This is a genomic window from Micromonospora sp. NPDC049114 (assembly GCF_040648635.1).
Classification (GTDB): domain Bacteria; phylum Actinomycetota; class Actinomycetes; order Mycobacteriales; family Micromonosporaceae; genus Micromonospora.
This window is the reverse complement of record NZ_JBEZEA010000019.1, coordinates 1-17,313: the sequence shown is the minus strand read 5'-3', so window position 1 is coordinate 17,313 and position 17,313 is coordinate 1. Positions and strand designations below refer to the sequence as shown.

The window sequence follows — 17,313 nt, the reverse complement described above, 5'->3', positions numbered from 1 at the left end:
CCGCTCACGCCGTCGCCCGCCGCAGCCGGGCGGTGATCTCCTCGGCCGGCGCCGGTGCGCCGAAGTACCGCCCCTGCCCGGTGTCGCAGCGCAGCGCCCGCAGCCGCTCGGCCTGCACCGGCGTCTCCACCGCCTCGGCGGTGACCCACAGCTCCAGCGCGTGCGCCAACCGGACCAGCGCGTCGACGATCCGCTCGTCGCGGTGGTCCGCCACCACGTCCGTCCCGTCGGCGCGGATGCCCTCGACGAACGGGCCGGCCAGCTTCAGGCAGTGGATCGGCAGCCGCCGCAGGTACGCAAGGTTGGAGTATCCGGTGCCGAAGTCGTCGACCGCCAGCCGGACGCCCAGCGCCGCGAGCCGGTGCAGGCTGCGCAGCGGCTCGCCGGCGCTGCCCATCACGGCGCTCTCGGTCAACTCCAGCTGCAACAACTCCGCCGGCAGGCCGCTGGTGGCCAGCGCGTCCGCCACCGTCGCGACGATCGCCGGGTCGTCGGCCTGCCGGGCGGCCAGGTTGACGCTGACCACCAGCCGGGCCTCGGGGAACTCCCGCCGCCAGCGTTCGGCGTCGTGGCAGGCCCGCCGCAGCACCCACTCGCCGAGCTGGACGATCAGGCCGGTCTCCTCGGCGAGGCCGATGAAGCGGTCCGGGCCGATCAGCCCCAGCTCCGGGTGCTCCCAGCGGACCAACGCCTCCACCGCGAGCATCGTGCCCTCCAGCAGCGACACGATCGGCTGGTAGTGCAGCACGAACTCGCCCCGGTCCAGTGCGGCCGGCAGCCCGGCGACCAGCGCCGACCGGGCGAGGTCGCGGGCGCTGCGCTCCGGGTCGTACACCGCCCACCGGCCGCGGCCGGCCGCCTTGGCCCAGTAGAGCGTCGTGTCGGCGGCCTTCATCAGCTCCGAGGCGGTGGTCTCCGCGGCCGGGCAGTCCACGATGCCCACGCTGGCGGAGACCGCCAACTGCTGGTCGCCGAGGTGCACCGGGGCGGCGACGGCGGCCAGCGCGGCCTCCGCCACGGCCACCGCGTCGTCGACGTCGTCGCCGCCGTCGACCAGGATGACGAACTCGTCGCCGCCCATCCGGGCGACCAGGTGGCCGTGGTCCGCCACGCACTCGGCGAGCCGCCGGCCGATCGCCACCAACAGCCGGTCGCCGAGGTCGTGGCCGAGGCTGTCGTTGATCGCCTTGAAGCCGTCCAGGTCGAGGAAACACACCCCGACCCGTTGAGCGGGCCCGGCGGTGTCGAAGACCCGGCCCAGCGTCTCGAAGAACAGGGTCCGGTTGGGCAGTCCGGTCAACGGGTCGTGCAGCGCCTGGAAACGCAGCCGCTGCTGGAGTTCGTACCGCTCGGTGATGTCCTCGATCATGGCGACGGTGAACCGGGGTCGCCCGTCGTCGTACCGGATCAGCGACACCGCCAGGTCCGTCCAGACGATGCTGCCGTCCTTGCGGTGGTAGCGCTTCTCCACCCGGACCGAGTCCTGCTTGCCCTCGATCAGCTCCTGGTACAGCTCCCACATGCCGGCGGCGTCGTCGGCGTGGAACAGCTCCGCCACGTTCATCTCGCACAACTCTTCGATCGAGTAGCCGAGCATGTCGGCGAACGCCGTGTTGACGTCGATGATCTGGCCGTCCACCCCGGCGATGCCGATCCCGATCGCCGCGCCGGTGAAGACCGCCCGGAACCGCGCCTCACTGTCGCGCAACGCCTGCTCGACCTCGTCGCGGGCCTGCCAGGCCGAGCGGGCGATGCGCTCCTGCTGGGTGAAGGTCCGGTCGCGCAGCGCGCGGGCGAAGCCGGCGGCCAACCCGCCCTGCACCGCGGCGATGCGCTCGCCCAGGTCGGGCGGCCGGTCGCCGGTCGCCAGGACCCGGTCGGGGAAGGCCTCGCCGAGCGCGCGCAGCGACCACTCCAACGCCCGGGGCTCGGTCAGATGCGCCTCCACCAGCGCCCGCCCGACCTCCTCGGCGGGACGCGCGCTGAACGGCTCGGCCCGCACCACCTGGGCCAGCCGGACGGTGTGCAGCAGCAACAGCCGCTCGGTCTCGGCCGCGCTGAGCGGCACAAAGCCGATGCGGCGTACGGCGCGGGCCCAGTCGGCGGCGAAGCCCTGGGCGCCGCCCCGGCCGACGTCGACCCCGGTGGGGTCCGGGACGGCGGCCACTGCGTTCAGCCGGCGGGCTGGTCGTACCGGGCCACGCCCCCGAAGGCGCCGAACCGCTCGGGGTGCTCGTCCACGTCGGCCGGCGAGTCGGGACGCCACAGTGGCATGTGCACCACGCCCGGTTCGAGCACCGTCCAGTCGCCGAAGAAGCCGGTGACCTGCGCGCGGGAGCGCAGGGTGATCTCGGTGGCCGTCCGGGCGGAGAGGCGCTGGGCGTCCAGCATCTCCTGCGGCTGGTCCTCGAAGGTGGAGTGCGAGATGACCAGGAAGCTGCCGGGCGCGGCGGCGGCCCGCAGGGTGGACAGGATCTCCTCGGGACCGTCGGCGTCCGGGATGAAGTGCACCACCCCGGCCAGCAGGATGCCCATCGGTCGACTGAAGTCGATCAGCCCGAGCCGCCGGGTCTCGGCGAGGATCCGCTCCGGCTCGCGCAGGTCGGCGTGGATCACCCCGGTCAGGTCGTTGCCGGCGAGCAGTTCACGGCTGTGCGCGACGGCCACCGGATCGATGTCGACGTAGACCACCCGGGCCTTCGGGTTGGCCGCCTGGGCCACCTCGTGCACGTTGCCCACGGTCGGGATGCCGGAGCCGATGTCGAGGAACTGGTCGATGCCGGCGTCGAGCAGCGCCCGGACGGCGCGGCGCAGGAACTCCCGACCGGAGCGCATGGTGGCGGCGAGATTCGGGGTCATGCTGGCGATCTGCTCGGCCAGCTGCCGGTCGACCTCGAAGTTGTGCGCCCCGCCCAGGAAGTAGTCGTACACCCGGGCCGCGCTCGGCCTGGTCAGGTCAATCTCGGTCGGCAGTGCGTCCGGCATCGGTGTGCTCCCCAGTTCGTCGCCGCGGCGCGAGGCGGCACCGGCGTCGACGAGCGCGCGCGACCGCCGGCCGACCCCGCGGGTCGTGTGGTGTGGACCACTCTAGGCCGCCGACTCCCACGTACGGGAGATCCCTTCACGTAACTTTCCGCGCTCAGGCGGCCGACTCCAGCAGCAGCGAGATGCCCTGCCCGACACCGATGCACATGGTGGCGAGGGCCCGGCGGCCGCCGCGACGGCGCAGCTCCAGGGCGGCGGTCAGCGCCAGCCGCGCGCCGCTGGCGCCCAGCGGATGCCCGAGCGCGATCGCGCCACCGTTCGGGTTGACGTGCTCGGCGTCGACGGGCAACCCCAGCTCGCGCAGCACCGCCACGGCCTGCGCGGCGAACGCCTCGTTCAGCTCGACGACGTCCACCGCGCCCAGCTCCACGCCCACCCGGTCGAGCAGCTTGCGGGTGGCCGGCACCGGGCCGATTCCCATGATCCGCGGCGGTACGCCGGCCGTCGCCGCGCCGCCGATGCGGGCCAGCGGGGTGAGGCCGTACCGTCGCACCGCCGCCTCACTGGCCACCAGCAGCGCGACCGCCCCGTCGTTGACGCCCGAGGAGTTGCCGGCGGTCACCGTGCCGCCGTCGCGGAACGGGGTGGGCAGGGCGGCCAGCTTCTCCAGCGACGTCTCCCGGGGGTGCTCGTCGACCTCGACCAGTCGGGTCTCGCGGCGACCGGCGGGCACGGACACCGGCACGATCTCCTCGGCGAACCGGCCGTCGGCCTGCGCCTTGGCGGCGCGCTGCTGCGAGCGGTACGCGAACGCGTCCTGCTCGGCCCGGTCGACGCTGTACTCGGCGGCCACGTTCTCCGCCGTCTCCGGCATCGAGTCGACTCCCCAGCCGTCCCGCATCAACGGGTTGACCAGCCGCCAGCCCAGGGTCGTGTCGTACATCTCGGCCGAGCGGGAGTACGCCGAGGTCGCCTTCGGCACGACGAACGGCGCCCGGCTCATGCTCTCCACCCCGCCGGCGACCACCAGGTCCGTCTCGCCGGCCACGATGGACCGGGCGGCGATGGCGAGGGCGTCCAGGCCGGAGCCGCAGAGCCGGTTGACGGTGCTGCCCGGCACCTCCTCGGGCAGGCCGGCGAGCAGCGCCGCCATCCGGGCCACGTTGCGGTTGTCCTCGCCGGCCTGGTTGGCGCAGCCGAGTACGACGTCGTCGACGCGGGCCCAGTCCACCGACGGGTGCCGGGCGACCAGCTCGCGGATCACGTGTGCGGCCAGGTCGTCGGGGCGGACGCCGGCCAGCGCGCCGGCGTACCGGCCGATGGGGGTACGGACACCGGCCACCAGGTATGCCACGGTCATCGCGAGTCCTTCGGGGGTGGGAAGGGCGGGGGTGCGGGCGTCCACCGGGTCGCAGGGGACTCCCCAGCCGCCAGGATATCCACGCGCACAGCGGATAGGTTGGCGGCATGGCCCGGGCCCAGTTCAGCGCAGAGACCAGCCGTGGTGGCGCATTCGTCCGCCAGCCCAACCGGTTCACCGGTCGGGTCACCGCCGACTCGACCTCCCCGCCGGGTGGCGGCCCCGACGAGCAGGACCGCTGGCCGCTGGAGGCCGGCCGGTACCGGCTGATCTGGTGCCGCGCCTGCCCGTGGGCGCACCGGGCGAGGATCGTGCGCGGCCTGCTCGGGCTGGACGACGCGATCTCGCTGGGCACCGTCGACCCGATCCGGGACGAACGCGGCTGGGCGTTCGCCCTCGACCCGGACGGCTTCGACCCCGTCCTCGGTGTCAGCTTCCTCTCCGAGGCGTACCTGGCCACCGACGCGGACTACACCGGCCGGGTGACCGTGCCGGCGCTTGTCGACACGCTTACCGGCCGGGTGGTCACCAACGACTACCCGCAGCTCACCCTCGACTTCTCCACCGAATGGCAGCCGCTGCACGCGCCCGGCGCACCCGACCTGTACCCGGTCGCGCTGCGCCCGGAGATGGACGCGCTGATGGCCGAGATCCACCACGACGTCAACAACGGCGTCTACCGGTGCGGGTTCGCCACCTCCCAGGAGGCGTACGACGAGGCGTTCCGGGCGCTCTTCGCCCGGCTGGACGCGCTGTCCGAACGCCTGGCCGGGCAGCGCTACCTGATGGGCGACACGATCACCGAGGCCGACGTGCGGCTGTTCACCACGCTGGTGCGCTTCGACGCCGCGTACCACGGGCACTTCAAGTGCAACCGCAGCAAGCTGACCGAGATGCCGGTGCTCTGGGCGTACGCCCGGGACCTGTTCCAGACCCCGGGCTTCGGCGAGACGGTGGACTTCGACCACATCAAGCGGCACTACTACGGGACCCATCGGGAGATCAACCCGACAGGCATCGTGCCCCTGGGCCCCGACGAGTCCGGTTGGACGACGCCGCACGGGCGTGGCTGAGTCGGGGCGGGCCGGCACCGCGACGGCACCCGCCGCCCGCGGGGACGTCGCCCGCCGGGTCGCCGGGTCCGCCGCCACCGGCTGCGCGGTGGCCGGCGCGGTCGCGGTGACGGTAGCGGTCGTCGCCGGTCCCGGTCCCGGTCTGACCGGGTACGTGAGCGAGGCGGGCATCGCCGGCAGCGCGCACGCCGTGACGTACCGGATCGGTGTTCTCGCCCTGGCCGGCGCGTTGCTGCTGATCGCCGGGGCGCTGCCTCCCGGGGTCCGGGTGGCGCCGGCGCTGCTCGCCACCGGCGCGGTGCTCACCGCGGTGTCCGGGGCGGTGACCTGCTCCGCCGGTTGCCCACTGCCGCCGTTCGAGCGGACCACGGTGGCCGACCTGGTGCACGGGGGCGCGAGCATCGCGGCGACGGCTGCGGTGGTCCTCGCCATGGTCGCGCTCGCCGTGTCCGGGCCGGCCGGGGCGATGGTCCGCCGGTTGGCGGCCGGCACTGCCGTGCTCGCCCTGCCGTTGTGCGCGACGATCGGGTTGGCCATGCTCGTGGTCGGCCGGGGCACCCTGGTCGGCGTGGTGGAGCGACTGGTTCTCGGGCTCGCGGTGCTGTGGGGCGCGGCCACCGGCACGGCCCTGGCCCTGACCCGCCGCGAACGGGGCTTGTAAGGAGCGTCACGGCCATCGTGCCTTGCAGACCGCGCCGATCGGCGTATCGTCGGCGAGCGATGACCAATGTCTGGGGCCTCACCGTTCGCCTGTATGTCGATCTCCGACTGCAGGCCAGCGGCATCTGTCCGGCGTAGCCGCCCTCCACGCGCCTACCCCGACCAGATCAGACAATTGGACACCTCATGCCCTTCGGCCTGCGCAAGATTCCCTTCTCCGTGCAGATCCTCCTCGGCCTCGTGCTCGGCGTCGCCCTCGGCTTCCTGGCCCGCAGCAACGACCTGAGCTGGCTGACCAGCACCCTGCACACCGTCGGCAGCCTCTTCATCCAGCTCCTCAAGCTGGCCGTGCCGCCCCTGGTCTTCACCGCCATCGTGGTCAGCGTGGTCAGCCTGCGCGGCGTGGCCAACGCCGCCCGGCTCGCGCTCAAGACCCTGATGTGGTTCGGCATCACCGCGCTGATCGCGGTGAGCATCGGCATCGGCCTCGGCCTGCTCGTCAACCCGGGCCGCGGCGTGAGCCTCGACGTGGGTGGCGCGACCCCGCCCAAGAACACCGGCTCCTGGACCGACTTCCTCACCGGCATCGTGCCCACCAACCCGGTCGGCGCGTTCGTCGAGGGCAACGTCCTCCAGATCGTCTTCCTCGCCCTCGTGGTCGGTGCCGCCGCCCTGCTGGTCGGCGACGCCGCCGAGCCCTTCGTGGCGCTGAACCGCTCGCTGCTGGAAATCGTGCAGAAGGCCCTGTGGTGGGTCATCCGACTCGCCCCGATCGGCACCCTCGGCCTGATCGGCAACGCCGTCGCCTCGTACGGCTGGGACCTGCTGGCGCCCCTCGCGAAGTTCACCACCGCCGTCTACGTCGGCTGCGCCATCGTGCTGTTCGTGGTCTACCCGCTGGTGCTGTTCCTCGCCGGCCGGCTCAACCCGCTGCGCTTCTTCGCCGGCGCGTGGCCCGCCATCGAGCTGGCCTTCGTGTCCCGCTCCTCGGTGGGCACCATGCCGGTGACCCAGCGCTCCGTCGAGCGGCTCGGCGTCCCCCGCGAGTACGCCTCGTTCGCGGTGCCGTTCGGCGCCACCACGAAGATGGACGGCTGCGCCGCGATCTACCCGGCCCTCGCCGCGATCTTCGTGGCGCAGGTGTTCGGCGTGCAGCTCGGCGTCACCGACTACCTGCTCATCGCGTTCGTCTCGGTGGTCGGCTCGGCGGCCACCGCCGGCCTGACCGGGGCGATCGTCATGCTCACCCTCACCCTGAGCACGCTCGGTCTGCCGCTGGCCGGCGCCGGCCTGCTGCTCGCCATCGACCCGATCCTGGACATGATCCGCACCGCCACCAACGTGGCCGGGCAGGCGCTCGTGCCGACGGTTGTCGCCGCCCGTGAGGGCACCCTCGACCGGGCCGCGTACGAGTCCGCCGGTCGACGCGACCTGACCGAGCCGGAGCCGGTCGCGGAGACCCGGCCCGAGCTCAGCCCCGTCCCTGCCTGACCCGTTCACCGCACGGCGACGGGCCCCCTCTCCCGGGGGCCCGTCGCCGTTTCGGAGAGGATGACCACATGAGCTCCCTGTTCACTCCCCTGGCCCTGCGCGGCGTCACCCTGCCCAACCGGATCGCCGTGGCGCCCATGTGCCAGTACTCGGCCGGACCGGACGGCCTGCCCACCGACTGGCACCTCATCCACCTGGGCAGCCGCGCGGTCGGCGGGGCCGGGCTGGTGCTGACCGAGGCGACCGCCGTACTCCCCGAGGGTCGGATCTCTCCCCAGGACACCGGGCTGTGGTCCGACGCGCACGTGGACGCCTGGCGACCGGTGACCGCGTTCGTCGCCGCCCACGGCGCGGTGCCGGCCGTCCAGCTCGCGCACGCCGGTTTCAAGGCCTCCACCTACCGGCCATGGGCGCCGGAGCGCGGCGGGGTGCCGGACGCCGAGGGCGGATGGACGCCCGTCGCCCCCGGGTCCGAGCCGTTCACTCCCGGCTACCGGACGCCGACCGCCCTCGACGCGGCGGGCATCGCCAACCTGATCGACGCGTTCGCCGCCGGGGCCGAGCGGGCGCTGGACGCCGGTTTCGCCGCCGTGGAGATCCACGCCGCGCACGGATACCTGCTCAACGAGTTCCTGTCGCCGCTGACCAACCACCGCACCGACTCCTACGGCGGCGATCGGGCCGCCCGGATGCGGCTCACCCTGGAGGTCGCCCGCGCGGTGCGCGCCGCGGTCGGCGAGAGCGTGCCGGTGCTGACCCGGATCTCCGCCACCGACTGGGTCGAGGGCGGCTGGACCGTCGAGGACAGCGTGGTGCTCGCCGGTGAGCTGGCCGGCGTCGGCGTCGACCTGGTCGACACCTCCTCCGGCGGCGTCAGCACCGACCAGCGCATCCCGCTCGGCCCCGGCTACCAGGTGCCGCTGGCCGCCCAGATCCGCCGCGAGGCGGGCGTGCCGACCGGCGCGGTAGGCCTGATCGTCGAGCCGGAGCACGCCGAGCAGATCGTCGCCAACGGCGAGGCCGACCTGGTGCTGCTCGGCCGGGAACTGCTGCGCGACCCGTACTGGCCGCGACGCGCCGCCGCGAAGCTCGGCGTCGCGTACAGCGGGCCCGCCCAGTACGCCCGCGCCTGGTGATTCCCGCCGGTCGGGCGGCTGCCGTCGCCGGCAGCCGCCCGACCGTCAGCCGGCCAGGTGCGACCAGTCGCCCTCCAGCTCCCGCCAGGTGCCCTGCGCCGCCACCGCCCCGGCGTGCAGCACCACCACGTGGTCGGCGCGGACCAGCGCGGCACGCTTCGCGGTCGACCCGACAACCGTCACCCCGTGCGCCCGCAACGCCCGCCACAGCGCCAGCTCGGTGGTGACGTCGAGCGCCGACGACACGTCGTCGGCGACGAGCAGTTCGGTACGCGGTGCCAGCGCCCGGGCCAGCGCCAGCCGCTGAAGCTGGCCGCCGGAGAGCCGGGTGCCCTTGTGCCCGATGAGCAGACCCAGTCCACCGCCGGCGGCGGCCAGGTCGTGGTCGAGCTGGGCGGTGCTGACCGCGCCGGCCGCGTCCACCTCGTGGCCGAGCGCGATGTTGTCGGCCACCGTGCCGGAGAGCACCCTCGGCAACTGGCCGACGTAGCCGACCTGGTTGGGGCGCAGGAACAGCTCGGGTTCGGTGACCGGGTCGCCGTTCCACGACAGCTCGCCGGTGTGGTGCACGATGCCGGCCAACGCCCGCAGCAGCGAGGACTTGCCCGACCCGACCGGCCCCACGACCAGCACCAACTGCCCACGGTGCACCGTCAGGTCCACGTCCCGGACGGCGACCGTGCCGTCGGAGTGCACCACCGAGAAGCGGCGCAGCTCCAACCGGCGCAGCGGGTTGCGGGGCGGCGACGTCGGCGCGGGTGCGGTCCCGGCGGCCAGGTCGACCGCCGGCACCGCCGCCGTGTACGCGCCCACACCCGTCATCGCCACCGTCCGGCGGGTCCACACCCGCGCCGACGGCAGCTGGGAGATCAACGACGCGGTCGTCCAGGCGAACCAGCGGGCCGCGCCAAGCGTGGACACGGCCACCAACACCGCGCCGGCCGACAGCTCGCCGCCCAGGTAGAGGGCCCACGCGCCGATCGGCAGCAGGCCACTGGCCACCGACGGCGTCGACCGCGACCACACCTGCACCGAGATCTCCCGTCGCTGCCGGTCACTGCGCAGCGCGTCCAGGACCGCGAGGTGACGCAGCACCGCCGCCGTGGCACCGGCGAGCTTCACCGTCCGCGCCGCGGAGAGCGCGGAGACCAGGGCGGTGGCGAACGCCGCCCGCGCCGTCACCGTCGCCCGGGCCGCACGCTCCAGCTTCGGGCCGAACAGCGTCGCGGCCAGTCCGGAGACGACCATCGTGCCGAGGAAGAACAGCCCCGGTACGACGCTGCCGGTGACCGCCGTCATGGCGACCACCAGGACCAGCGCGACCGTCTGGTCGAGCACGTTGTCGGCGAGTTGCACCACGCGCTCGGTGTCCCCGCCCTGCGCCACGACCTCGGCCGGGGTGTGCGAGCTGACCCGGCGCGGACCGGTCTGGCCGTGCACCAGACGCAGGCCGATCCGCAGCATCTGCCGCACCCACCAGTGGGGGAACCAGACGTGCGTGTAGTACGGCAGCGGCAGGGTGACCAGCAGCCCGGTCACGATGCCCAGCGCCGGCAGGTACGGGCTGCCGGTCCCGTCGACCAGATCGGCCCAGAGCCACGGCAGCAGCGGGCCGTCCAGCCCGAGCAGACTGAGCGCGAGGAACAGCACGATCGCCGCCGCGCCGTACCGGGGGTCGTTGGTGCAGAGCCGGAGGATCTCCCGGAAGGTGCGGGCCGGCGGGGTCGGTGGCAGCGGCGGCGGCTCGGCCCGTCCCGCCGGCCCCGGCTCACCCGTCACCGCCGGGTCGACCGGACCAGCGCCCGAGCGGGTGCCGGGCGTCCCGGAGCCGCTCAACAGGTCGACGCCGGCGGCCTGCGAGCCGACCAGCAGGTCGGTGCCGGCGGCGTCCGGACCGGTCAACAGGTCGGTGCCGGCGGCGTCCGGACCGGTCAACAGGTCGGTGCCGCCGCCGGACCGGAACGTCGAGGCCCCGCCGGCGTACACGGCGGCGTGGCTGGTCGCCAGCAGCTCGGCGAAGCGCGTCGACGTCTCCAGCGGGCCGGCCTCGACCACCGCGCCGTCGGCCAGCACCACCACCTCGTCGCAGCGACGCACCGAGGAGAGCCGGTGGGCGATGACGATGCCGATCCGGTCGCGCAGCAGTCGTTCGGTGGCCCGCTGCACCCGCGCCTCGGTCACCGGGTCCAGCCGGGCGGTGGCCTCGTCGAGGATCACGACGTGCGGATCGCGCACCAGGATCCGGGCGAACGCCACCAACTGCTCCTGGCCGGCGGAGAGCACGTGCCCGCCCTCCCCCAGCCGGGTCGCCAGCCCGTCGGGCAGCTCGGCGATCCAGCCGGCCAGGCCCAGCTCGTCCAACGCCCGGGCAGCGGCGTCGAGCAGCTCCGGGTCGTAGAGCGCGACGTTCTCGGCGAGCGTGCCGGCCAGGATCTCGGTGCGCTGCGGCACCAGCGCCACCCAGCGGCGCAGCTCTTCGACGTCGAGGTCGCACAGGTCGGTGTCGCCGAGGAACACGGTGCCGGGCGGCACGTCCACGGCCCGGGTGAGCACCTTCGCCAGTGTCGACTTGCCCGACCCGGTCCGCCCGATCAGGGCGTACGACCGGCCGCGCGCGAAGGTCAGGCTGAGCCCGCGCAGGGCCGGACCCCGCCCGCTCTCCGGGCCGCTCACCTCGTAGCCGAACGTCAGGTCCCGGATGCGCAGGTCGCCCTCGGTCGGGCTGACCCCGCCGACCGGCTCCTGCCGGGCCTTCTGGAGCAGCTGCACCCGGGCCCACGCGCCGAGGGCCTCCTGGAGTTCGGGCACCATCCGGCTGACGTGTTCGGCGGTGGCCCCGAAGGCCAGGGCGAGCAGCCAGATCGCGGTGAGCCTGGCGGCGTCGACCCGGCCGGTGGCCAGGGCCCAGGCCCCGCCGAGCACCACCCCGCCGACGCCGACCCGGATCGTCGCGGTGGCGACAGTCGCCACCCGGGCGGACAGCGTCCAGACCCGGTTGCCGCGGGACAGCACGGTGGCGGCCCGCCGGGCGTACAGCCGCAGCACGTACGGCTGGGCGAGGCTGGTCCGCACGTCGTCCTGACCGTGCACCGCCTCCTCCATCACGGCGGCCAGGTCCGACCAGGCCTCCTCCTCGACCATCCGGGCGGGGCCGATCCGCGCCGTGGGCCGGCGCAGCCCCACCCCCAGCAGCACCGTGAGCAGCAGCATCGCTATCCCGGCCGGCCACCACACGACCAGCGCCACCACCATCGACAGCAGGCCGACGCAGAGCCCCTGGGCGAGGCGCGAGCCCTGGTTACGCACCGCCGACGCCACCTGGTAGACGTCCCCGTCGATGCGGTCGAGCAGCTCCCCCACCGGCGTGGTCTCGAGGCTCGGCAGGTCCTGCCCGAGCGCGACCCGGCAGAGCCGCCGACGGACGTCCGCGGACCAGTCGGCGGTGAGCCCGGCCATCAACAGGCTCACCACGAGATCGCTGAGGACCACGGCGGCCAGCGCCGCGGCCAGGACCGTGAAGGAGCTCGTCGACCGGTGTACGAGGACCGCGCCGGCGAGCGCCGACGCGCCCGCCTGACCGGCCGCGCCGAGCACGATCAGGACGGCGACGAGCGCGAGGCGGCGCGGCGAGGTGCCCCACAGATCACGGAGCAGGCGCATCGGAGTTCCTCCGGACGTGGGTGGCGGAACACCCAGCGTGCCGGCAGCAGACCCGTCGACTCAACCGAATTACCCGCCCTGAGCAGGCCCTGCGGTCAGGTCTGGGCGACCCGGCGCACGATGCCGAGCAGCGCCTCCTGCACATCGGCGATGGGCCGGTCGGGCTGGAACACCAGCCAGTCCACGGCCACCACCAGACCCACCCCGAACAGCGCCGAGGAGGCGGTGGGCACGTCCAGATCGGCCGGCAGGTCCCCGCTGTCCACCCCGGCCCGTACGGTCTCGGCGATCACCTCGATCGCCTCGCCGCGCAGCAGCCGCAACGTCTGCTGCCACTCCCGGTTGGTCCGCCACATCTCCGACAGCAGCAGTTGGGCGAAGGCCCGGTACCGGCGGATGTACTCCAGTTCGGCGCGGACCAGGGCCGCCAGCGCGGCGCGCGGCGGCTGCCCGGCGACCGCCGCCCGGAACTCGGCGGTGAGCAGGCCGATGCCGTGGCGCAACAACTCCTCAAAGAGCACCGTCTTGGACTCGAAGTTGTAGTAGACCGTGCCCTTCGCGACACCGGCCCGGGCCGCGATGTCGTCCACAGTGGTCGCGGAGAAGCCGCGCTCGGCGATGAGGTCCACCGCGGCGACGAAGAGCCGCTGACGCGTGTCCTCCCGCCGCCTCGACCGTCCGTCCGTCACCGGCCCATCCTCACATGGTCAGCTCGGGATGCAGCTTCGCCGGGGTGAGCCGGCGTGAGCGACGGGCCGCGGCGGCGGTCAGGGCCAGCGCCGCCACCGTGAAGCCGAGCAGCACGAACACCGCCGTCACCACCGGGCCGGCCGGACCGCCGTTGATGGTGTGCCGCAGCCCCGCCACCACGTAGCTCATCGGCAACCAGCTGTGGATCGCCTGGAAGAAGCCGGGCGAGGTCTGGACGGGGTAGGTGCCGCCCGACGACGTGAGCTGAAGCATCAACAGGGCCAGCGCGGCGAGCCGACCGGCGGGGCCGAGCTGGGCCCCCAGCCACTGCATAATCGCGGTGAAGGCGAGCGAGACCAGCGCCAGCAGACCCAGCGTCACGGCGGGACGCACCGGGTCCAGCCCCAGCACCAGCGTCACCACTGTGAAGAGCACCCCGGCCTGGGCCAACCCGACCGCCGCGGCGGGCAACCAGCCGGCCAGCGCGACCCGCCAGGCGGGAGCGCCGGACATGACGTGCCGCCGGTTGACCGGCCGCAGCAGCATGTACGTGATCATCGCGCCGACCCAGAGCGCCAGACCGAGAAAGTACGGCGCGAAGCCAACCCCGTACGAGCCGGCCGGGTGGCGGGCCGAACGGTCCAGGGACACCGGATCGCCGAGGATGCCCGAGCGGGCGTCCGCGTCGTCGTACCCCGGGATCTTCTTCTCGCCGTCGGCCAGGCCGTCGGCGAGGTCGCCGGCCCCGCCGCCCAGCCGGGTCAGCCCGGAGGCCAACTCGCCGGCGCCGCTCTCCAGCCGGACCAGGCCGTCGGCGAGCCGGTCGCCGCCAGTGCTGAGCCGGTCGAGCCCACCGTCCAGCTCGCGGGCCCCGGTGGCCAGGCGGAACAGCCCGCCGCGCAGCCGCTCGGCCCCGGTCGCCGCGTCGCCGAGACCGTCGCGCAGTTGGGCACTGCCGTCGGCGAGGGTGCCCAGCCCGGCTGCCAGCTCGTCGACCTTGGCGCGTGCGGCGGCCACGTCGTCGGCCAGGTGCGGCGCCGCGGCGGCGATCTGCCGCGCCGTGGCGGCCACCGCGGTCATCCGCTCGCGCAGCGCCGTCAGGTCGGCCTGGTCGAGACCGTCGACGACCGCCCGCGCCGCCTCGACTCCTGCCGCCGCTGCCGTCCGGGCGGCGACGACTGTCGGATCGTCGGCCAGCTCCGGGTGCGCGGCGACCAGGGCGTCCAGCCGATCGCGCACCACCTGGGCCTGGGCCTGGGCCTTTCGCGCCCGCTGCGGCAGCGCGTCCAGGCCGTCGGAGAGCGCCTGCGCCCCGTCGGCGATGGCCGTGGCCGACCGCTCGATCCGCTCGGCGTTCTCCCGCAGCACCGGCTCGATGGTCGAGGCCGCACCGTCCACCTTGCTGGCCACCGCGCGGGTCGCCGTCGCGGCGCGCGCGGTGCCGTCGGCGAGCTGCGCGGCGCCGGTTCGCAGTTGGACCAAACCGGTGGCCAACTCGTCGGCGCCCCGCGCGCTCGCGTCCAGGCCGGCTGAGAGCCGGCCCGCCCCGGCCGCGGACCTGTCCAACCCGTCGGCGACCTGCCCGGCGCCGTCGGCCGAGCTGTCCAACCCGTCGGCGATACGACCAGCGCCCTCCTTCGAGCTGCCCAGCCCGTCGGCGAGCTGACCGGCGCCGTCGGCGGCCCGATGAGTCTCGGCCTTGGCATCGGTGAAGCCCACAAGCATCCGGGAGAAGTAGTCCGACGCGGCGCTCTCGGACGCGGCGGCCCGGATCTCGCTGAACGCCGAACGGGCGAGCAGCCCCGACAGGTAGTTGGTGGCGTCGTCGTTGACCACCTTCAGCTCGCCCCGCTGGGCCGGCTGGCCGGGCTCGGGGCTCGCGGCGAGCGTCGCCGAGAAGTCCGCCGGAATGGAGAACACCAGGTGGTACCGGCCGCTGCGCAGCCCCGCGTCGGCATCGTCGGCGTCAGTGACCTGCCAGCCGAACACCCGACGGTCGATCAGCTCGTCGGTCAGGTCCTGCCCGGCGTGCACCACCGACCCGTCGCTTGCCGTCGCCGGCCGGTCGGCGTTCACCAGGGCGACCGGAATCCGGTCCATCTTTCCGTACGGATCCCAGAAGGCGTAGAGGTAGAGCGCCCCGTAGAGCAGCGGCACGACAGTCAGCACGGCCAGCGCGGCGCGCGGCAGCCGCCCCCGGGTCATCCGGCGCAGCTCGAACCAGGCCAGTCGGACGACGCTCATCGGTTCCCCTCGGTGTCCTGGTCGGTGGCGGTCCCGACGGCGACGGCGGTTGTGGGTGGACCCAGTCGGTGCACGATCGACGGCAGATGCGGTTCCACCTCTCGCGCGGTCACCACCACCGCGATGCCCCGCTCGGTCAGCCGACCGAGAAGGTCCCAGAGCAGGGCACGGTCCGCACCGTCCGTGCCCGCGTCGACGTCGTCAGCGAGGATCAGCCCCGGCCCCGCGAGGGTGGCGAGCACCAGCCCGAGCATCTGGCGCTGCACCGGCGTCAGGTCCCGTCCCCGGCTGGCCGGGTCGAGCGGGATGACAGCGCCCAGTCCGGCGCCCTCGATCACGGCGGCGACCGCGTCCCGCCGGCCCTGCCTCGGCGACCCGCGTCTGCCAGTCGGTCGACCGCCCACCGTGCCGAAGAACCCTCGCCGGCCCGTCGACCGTCGGTCGCGCCCGCCGCGGCCGTCGGCTTCGGCTTGGCCTTGGGCTTCGGCTTGGGCTTGGGCTTGGCCTTGGGCTTCGGCTTGGGCTTGGCCCTGGGCTTCGGCTTGGGCTTGGCCTTCGGGTTCGGGTTCGGGTTCGGCTTCGGGTTCGGGTTCGGCTTCGGCTTCGGCTTCGGCTTCGGCTTCGGCAGCGTCGGCGAACTCGGCAGCCGGGAACTCGCCTGCCGCACCGCCACGAAGGGCCATGGGCCCCGCACTGTCAGCTCGCCGCCCGAGCAGCGACAGTCGTTCCGAGATGTGCTCGGCGACCGTCAACTCCGGGTCGGGCTCGTGCACCCCGGCCACGTGACCGAGCGCCGCCGCCGCACGAAGCTCCAACTGGCCTTCGCTCGTGGGGAAGCGGTTCGCCAGGGCGAGGAGCAGAGAGGTCCGTCCGCTGCCGGGCACCCCGACGATCGCGTGCAGCTCACCCGCGTCCACCGCAAGGTCGACACCCCGGAAAACCCACCCCCGAGAGGTACGCAGGCCAAGACCCCTCGCCTCGACCACCATCACGCCCACCCCGATCACTGTACTGACTGGTCAGTCTAAAAACATGGCCCAGCCTAGGCGCGATGGCCGGGTTTGCGCCCGTCCGGGACGCGTGATCCCCGTCATCACGGAAGCGTGGATGGCGTCACCGAGCCGACCGCACCACTCCGCTTTTGATCGACACGCGATCAATGAAATCGGGGTATCAACCGGTCCCGGATACCCCGACATCGGCGAACCCGAGTCGATCACCACCCGAACGCCCCCCCGCCGGCCATGTCCGCTGCTTGAATGGGCGAGATGTCCGTCATTAGGAGTCGCCGGGGTGGCCTGGGCGGTGATCAACACAAGATCGCCGATGTCGGGGTATCAACCCGCCCCGGATACCGCGATATCGGCGAACCCGAGTCGATCACCACCCAGCCACACCCCGCCCGCCGCGCCCGCTGCGCGAATGGGCCGGGCTGTCCGTTTCTGGACGGCGGTTGGGTTGTGACCGGTCGCATCCGTGGGCCGGAATCGTGGCGGGCCGGGGGTCGTTACATACCCTGACGATCGCAGGACCACGGCCACCCCCGCCCGCTCGACCGGGCTGGAAATGGACGCCCCGGCCAGGTCGTCGCAGACCACCTGGAACAACCCGTGGCCCCCTGGGCCCAGCCCGGCGGCCGTTACACATGGTCCGGACACCGCGAGCCCCGCTCGCGGGCCGCCCCCGGGAATGGCCACGGACGGGCGGCCGTTACACACGGTCCGGCGCCGCGAGCCCCCCTCGTGGGCCGCCCCCGGGAATGACCCCGGACCGCGGGTCGTTACACCCGGTCCCGGCGCCACGAGCCCCGCTCGCAAGGTCGCCGCGCCGCGAGCCCCCGGCTCGCAGGCCCCCAAACTTTGCCCTTGTTTTGTGCAGCGCCGGACGAGGTGCTCACACCCCACGTCACCGACCCCCCCGGTGGTGCGTGTGGTGTTCCTACCCCCGAAGGAGCTACCCCCATGAACACGATCTTCCGTAAGAGCATGCTGTCCGTGGCCGGTCTCGCGTTCGC

11 protein-coding genes are annotated in these 17,313 nt (G+C 73.7%); 4 read left to right on the top strand and 7 right to left on the bottom strand.

What is annotated here, in order from left to right; genetic code table 11:
• Nucleotides 1–4 precede the first annotated feature (4 nt).
• The 3 genes from AB0B39_RS31060 to pcaF all read right to left on the bottom strand — a co-directional run bounded on the left by AB0B39_RS31060 (nt 5) and on the right by pcaF (nt 4,345).
• Nucleotides 5–2,167, bottom strand: coding sequence for an EAL domain-containing protein (locus tag AB0B39_RS31060; RefSeq protein ID WP_357576075.1), 2,163 nt, complete (start codon nt 2,165–2,167; stop codon nt 5–7).
• Nucleotides 2,168–2,172: 5 nt separating this feature from the next.
• The gene (locus tag AB0B39_RS31055; protein ID WP_357497979.1) at nt 2,173–2,985 is read right to left on the bottom strand and encodes an SAM-dependent methyltransferase; all 813 of its coding nucleotides are present in this window, start codon (nt 2,983–2,985) and stop codon (nt 2,173–2,175) included.
• A 154-nt stretch (nt 2,986–3,139) separates the two neighbouring features.
• The gene (gene pcaF, locus AB0B39_RS31050) at nt 3,140–4,345 is read right to left on the bottom strand and encodes a 3-oxoadipyl-CoA thiolase (RefSeq protein ID WP_357576074.1); all 1,206 of its coding nucleotides are present in this window, start codon (nt 4,343–4,345) and stop codon (nt 3,140–3,142) included.
• A gap of 107 nt (nt 4,346–4,452) precedes the next feature.
• Here pcaF and AB0B39_RS31045 point away from each other — a divergent pair, with 107 nt between their 5' ends.
• The 4 genes from AB0B39_RS31045 (at nt 4,453) to AB0B39_RS31030 (ending at nt 8,705) form a co-directional block, all read left to right on the top strand.
• On the top strand, nt 4,453–5,418 hold the full coding sequence (locus AB0B39_RS31045; RefSeq protein WP_357576073.1) for a glutathione S-transferase C-terminal domain-containing protein: 966 nt from the start codon (nt 4,453–4,455) through the stop codon (nt 5,416–5,418).
• Entirely contained in the window at nt 5,411–6,079 is a 669-nt protein-coding gene (locus AB0B39_RS31040; protein WP_357576072.1) for a DUF998 domain-containing protein, read from the top strand. Before AB0B39_RS31045 ends, AB0B39_RS31040 begins: the two co-directional genes overlap by 8 nt.
• Nucleotides 6,080–6,276: 197 nt before the next feature.
• Complete coding sequence (locus AB0B39_RS31035) at nt 6,277–7,569, top strand: dicarboxylate/amino acid:cation symporter (protein WP_357576100.1); 1,293 nt, start codon at nt 6,277–6,279, stop codon at nt 7,567–7,569.
• Between the two features lie 68 nt (nt 7,570–7,637).
• Nucleotides 7,638–8,705 (top strand): NADH:flavin oxidoreductase/NADH oxidase, encoded by a 1,068-nt coding sequence (locus tag AB0B39_RS31030; protein WP_357576071.1) that lies wholly within the window; start codon nt 7,638–7,640, stop codon nt 8,703–8,705.
• A 45-nt stretch (nt 8,706–8,750) separates the two neighbouring features.
• Here AB0B39_RS31030 and AB0B39_RS31025 read toward each other — a convergent pair whose 3' ends face one another.
• The 4 genes from AB0B39_RS31025 to AB0B39_RS31010 form a co-directional block, all read right to left on the bottom strand.
• Complete coding sequence (locus tag AB0B39_RS31025) at nt 8,751–12,365, bottom strand: ABC transporter ATP-binding protein (RefSeq protein ID WP_357576070.1); 3,615 nt, start codon at nt 12,363–12,365, stop codon at nt 8,751–8,753.
• Between the two features lie 95 nt (nt 12,366–12,460).
• Nucleotides 12,461–13,054, bottom strand: coding sequence for a TetR/AcrR family transcriptional regulator (locus AB0B39_RS31020; RefSeq protein ID WP_234584256.1), 594 nt, complete (start codon nt 13,052–13,054; stop codon nt 12,461–12,463).
• A gap of 10 nt (nt 13,055–13,064) precedes the next feature.
• Nucleotides 13,065–15,299, bottom strand: coding sequence for a YhgE/Pip domain-containing protein (locus AB0B39_RS31015; RefSeq protein ID WP_357576069.1), 2,235 nt, complete (start codon nt 15,297–15,299; stop codon nt 13,065–13,067).
• The gene (locus AB0B39_RS31010; protein ID WP_357576099.1) at nt 15,296–16,288 is read right to left on the bottom strand and encodes an ATP-binding cassette domain-containing protein; all 993 of its coding nucleotides are present in this window, start codon (nt 16,286–16,288) and stop codon (nt 15,296–15,298) included. The genes AB0B39_RS31015 and AB0B39_RS31010 overlap by 4 nt, the downstream gene beginning before the upstream one ends.
• Nucleotides 16,289–17,313: the final 1,025 nt, after the last annotated feature.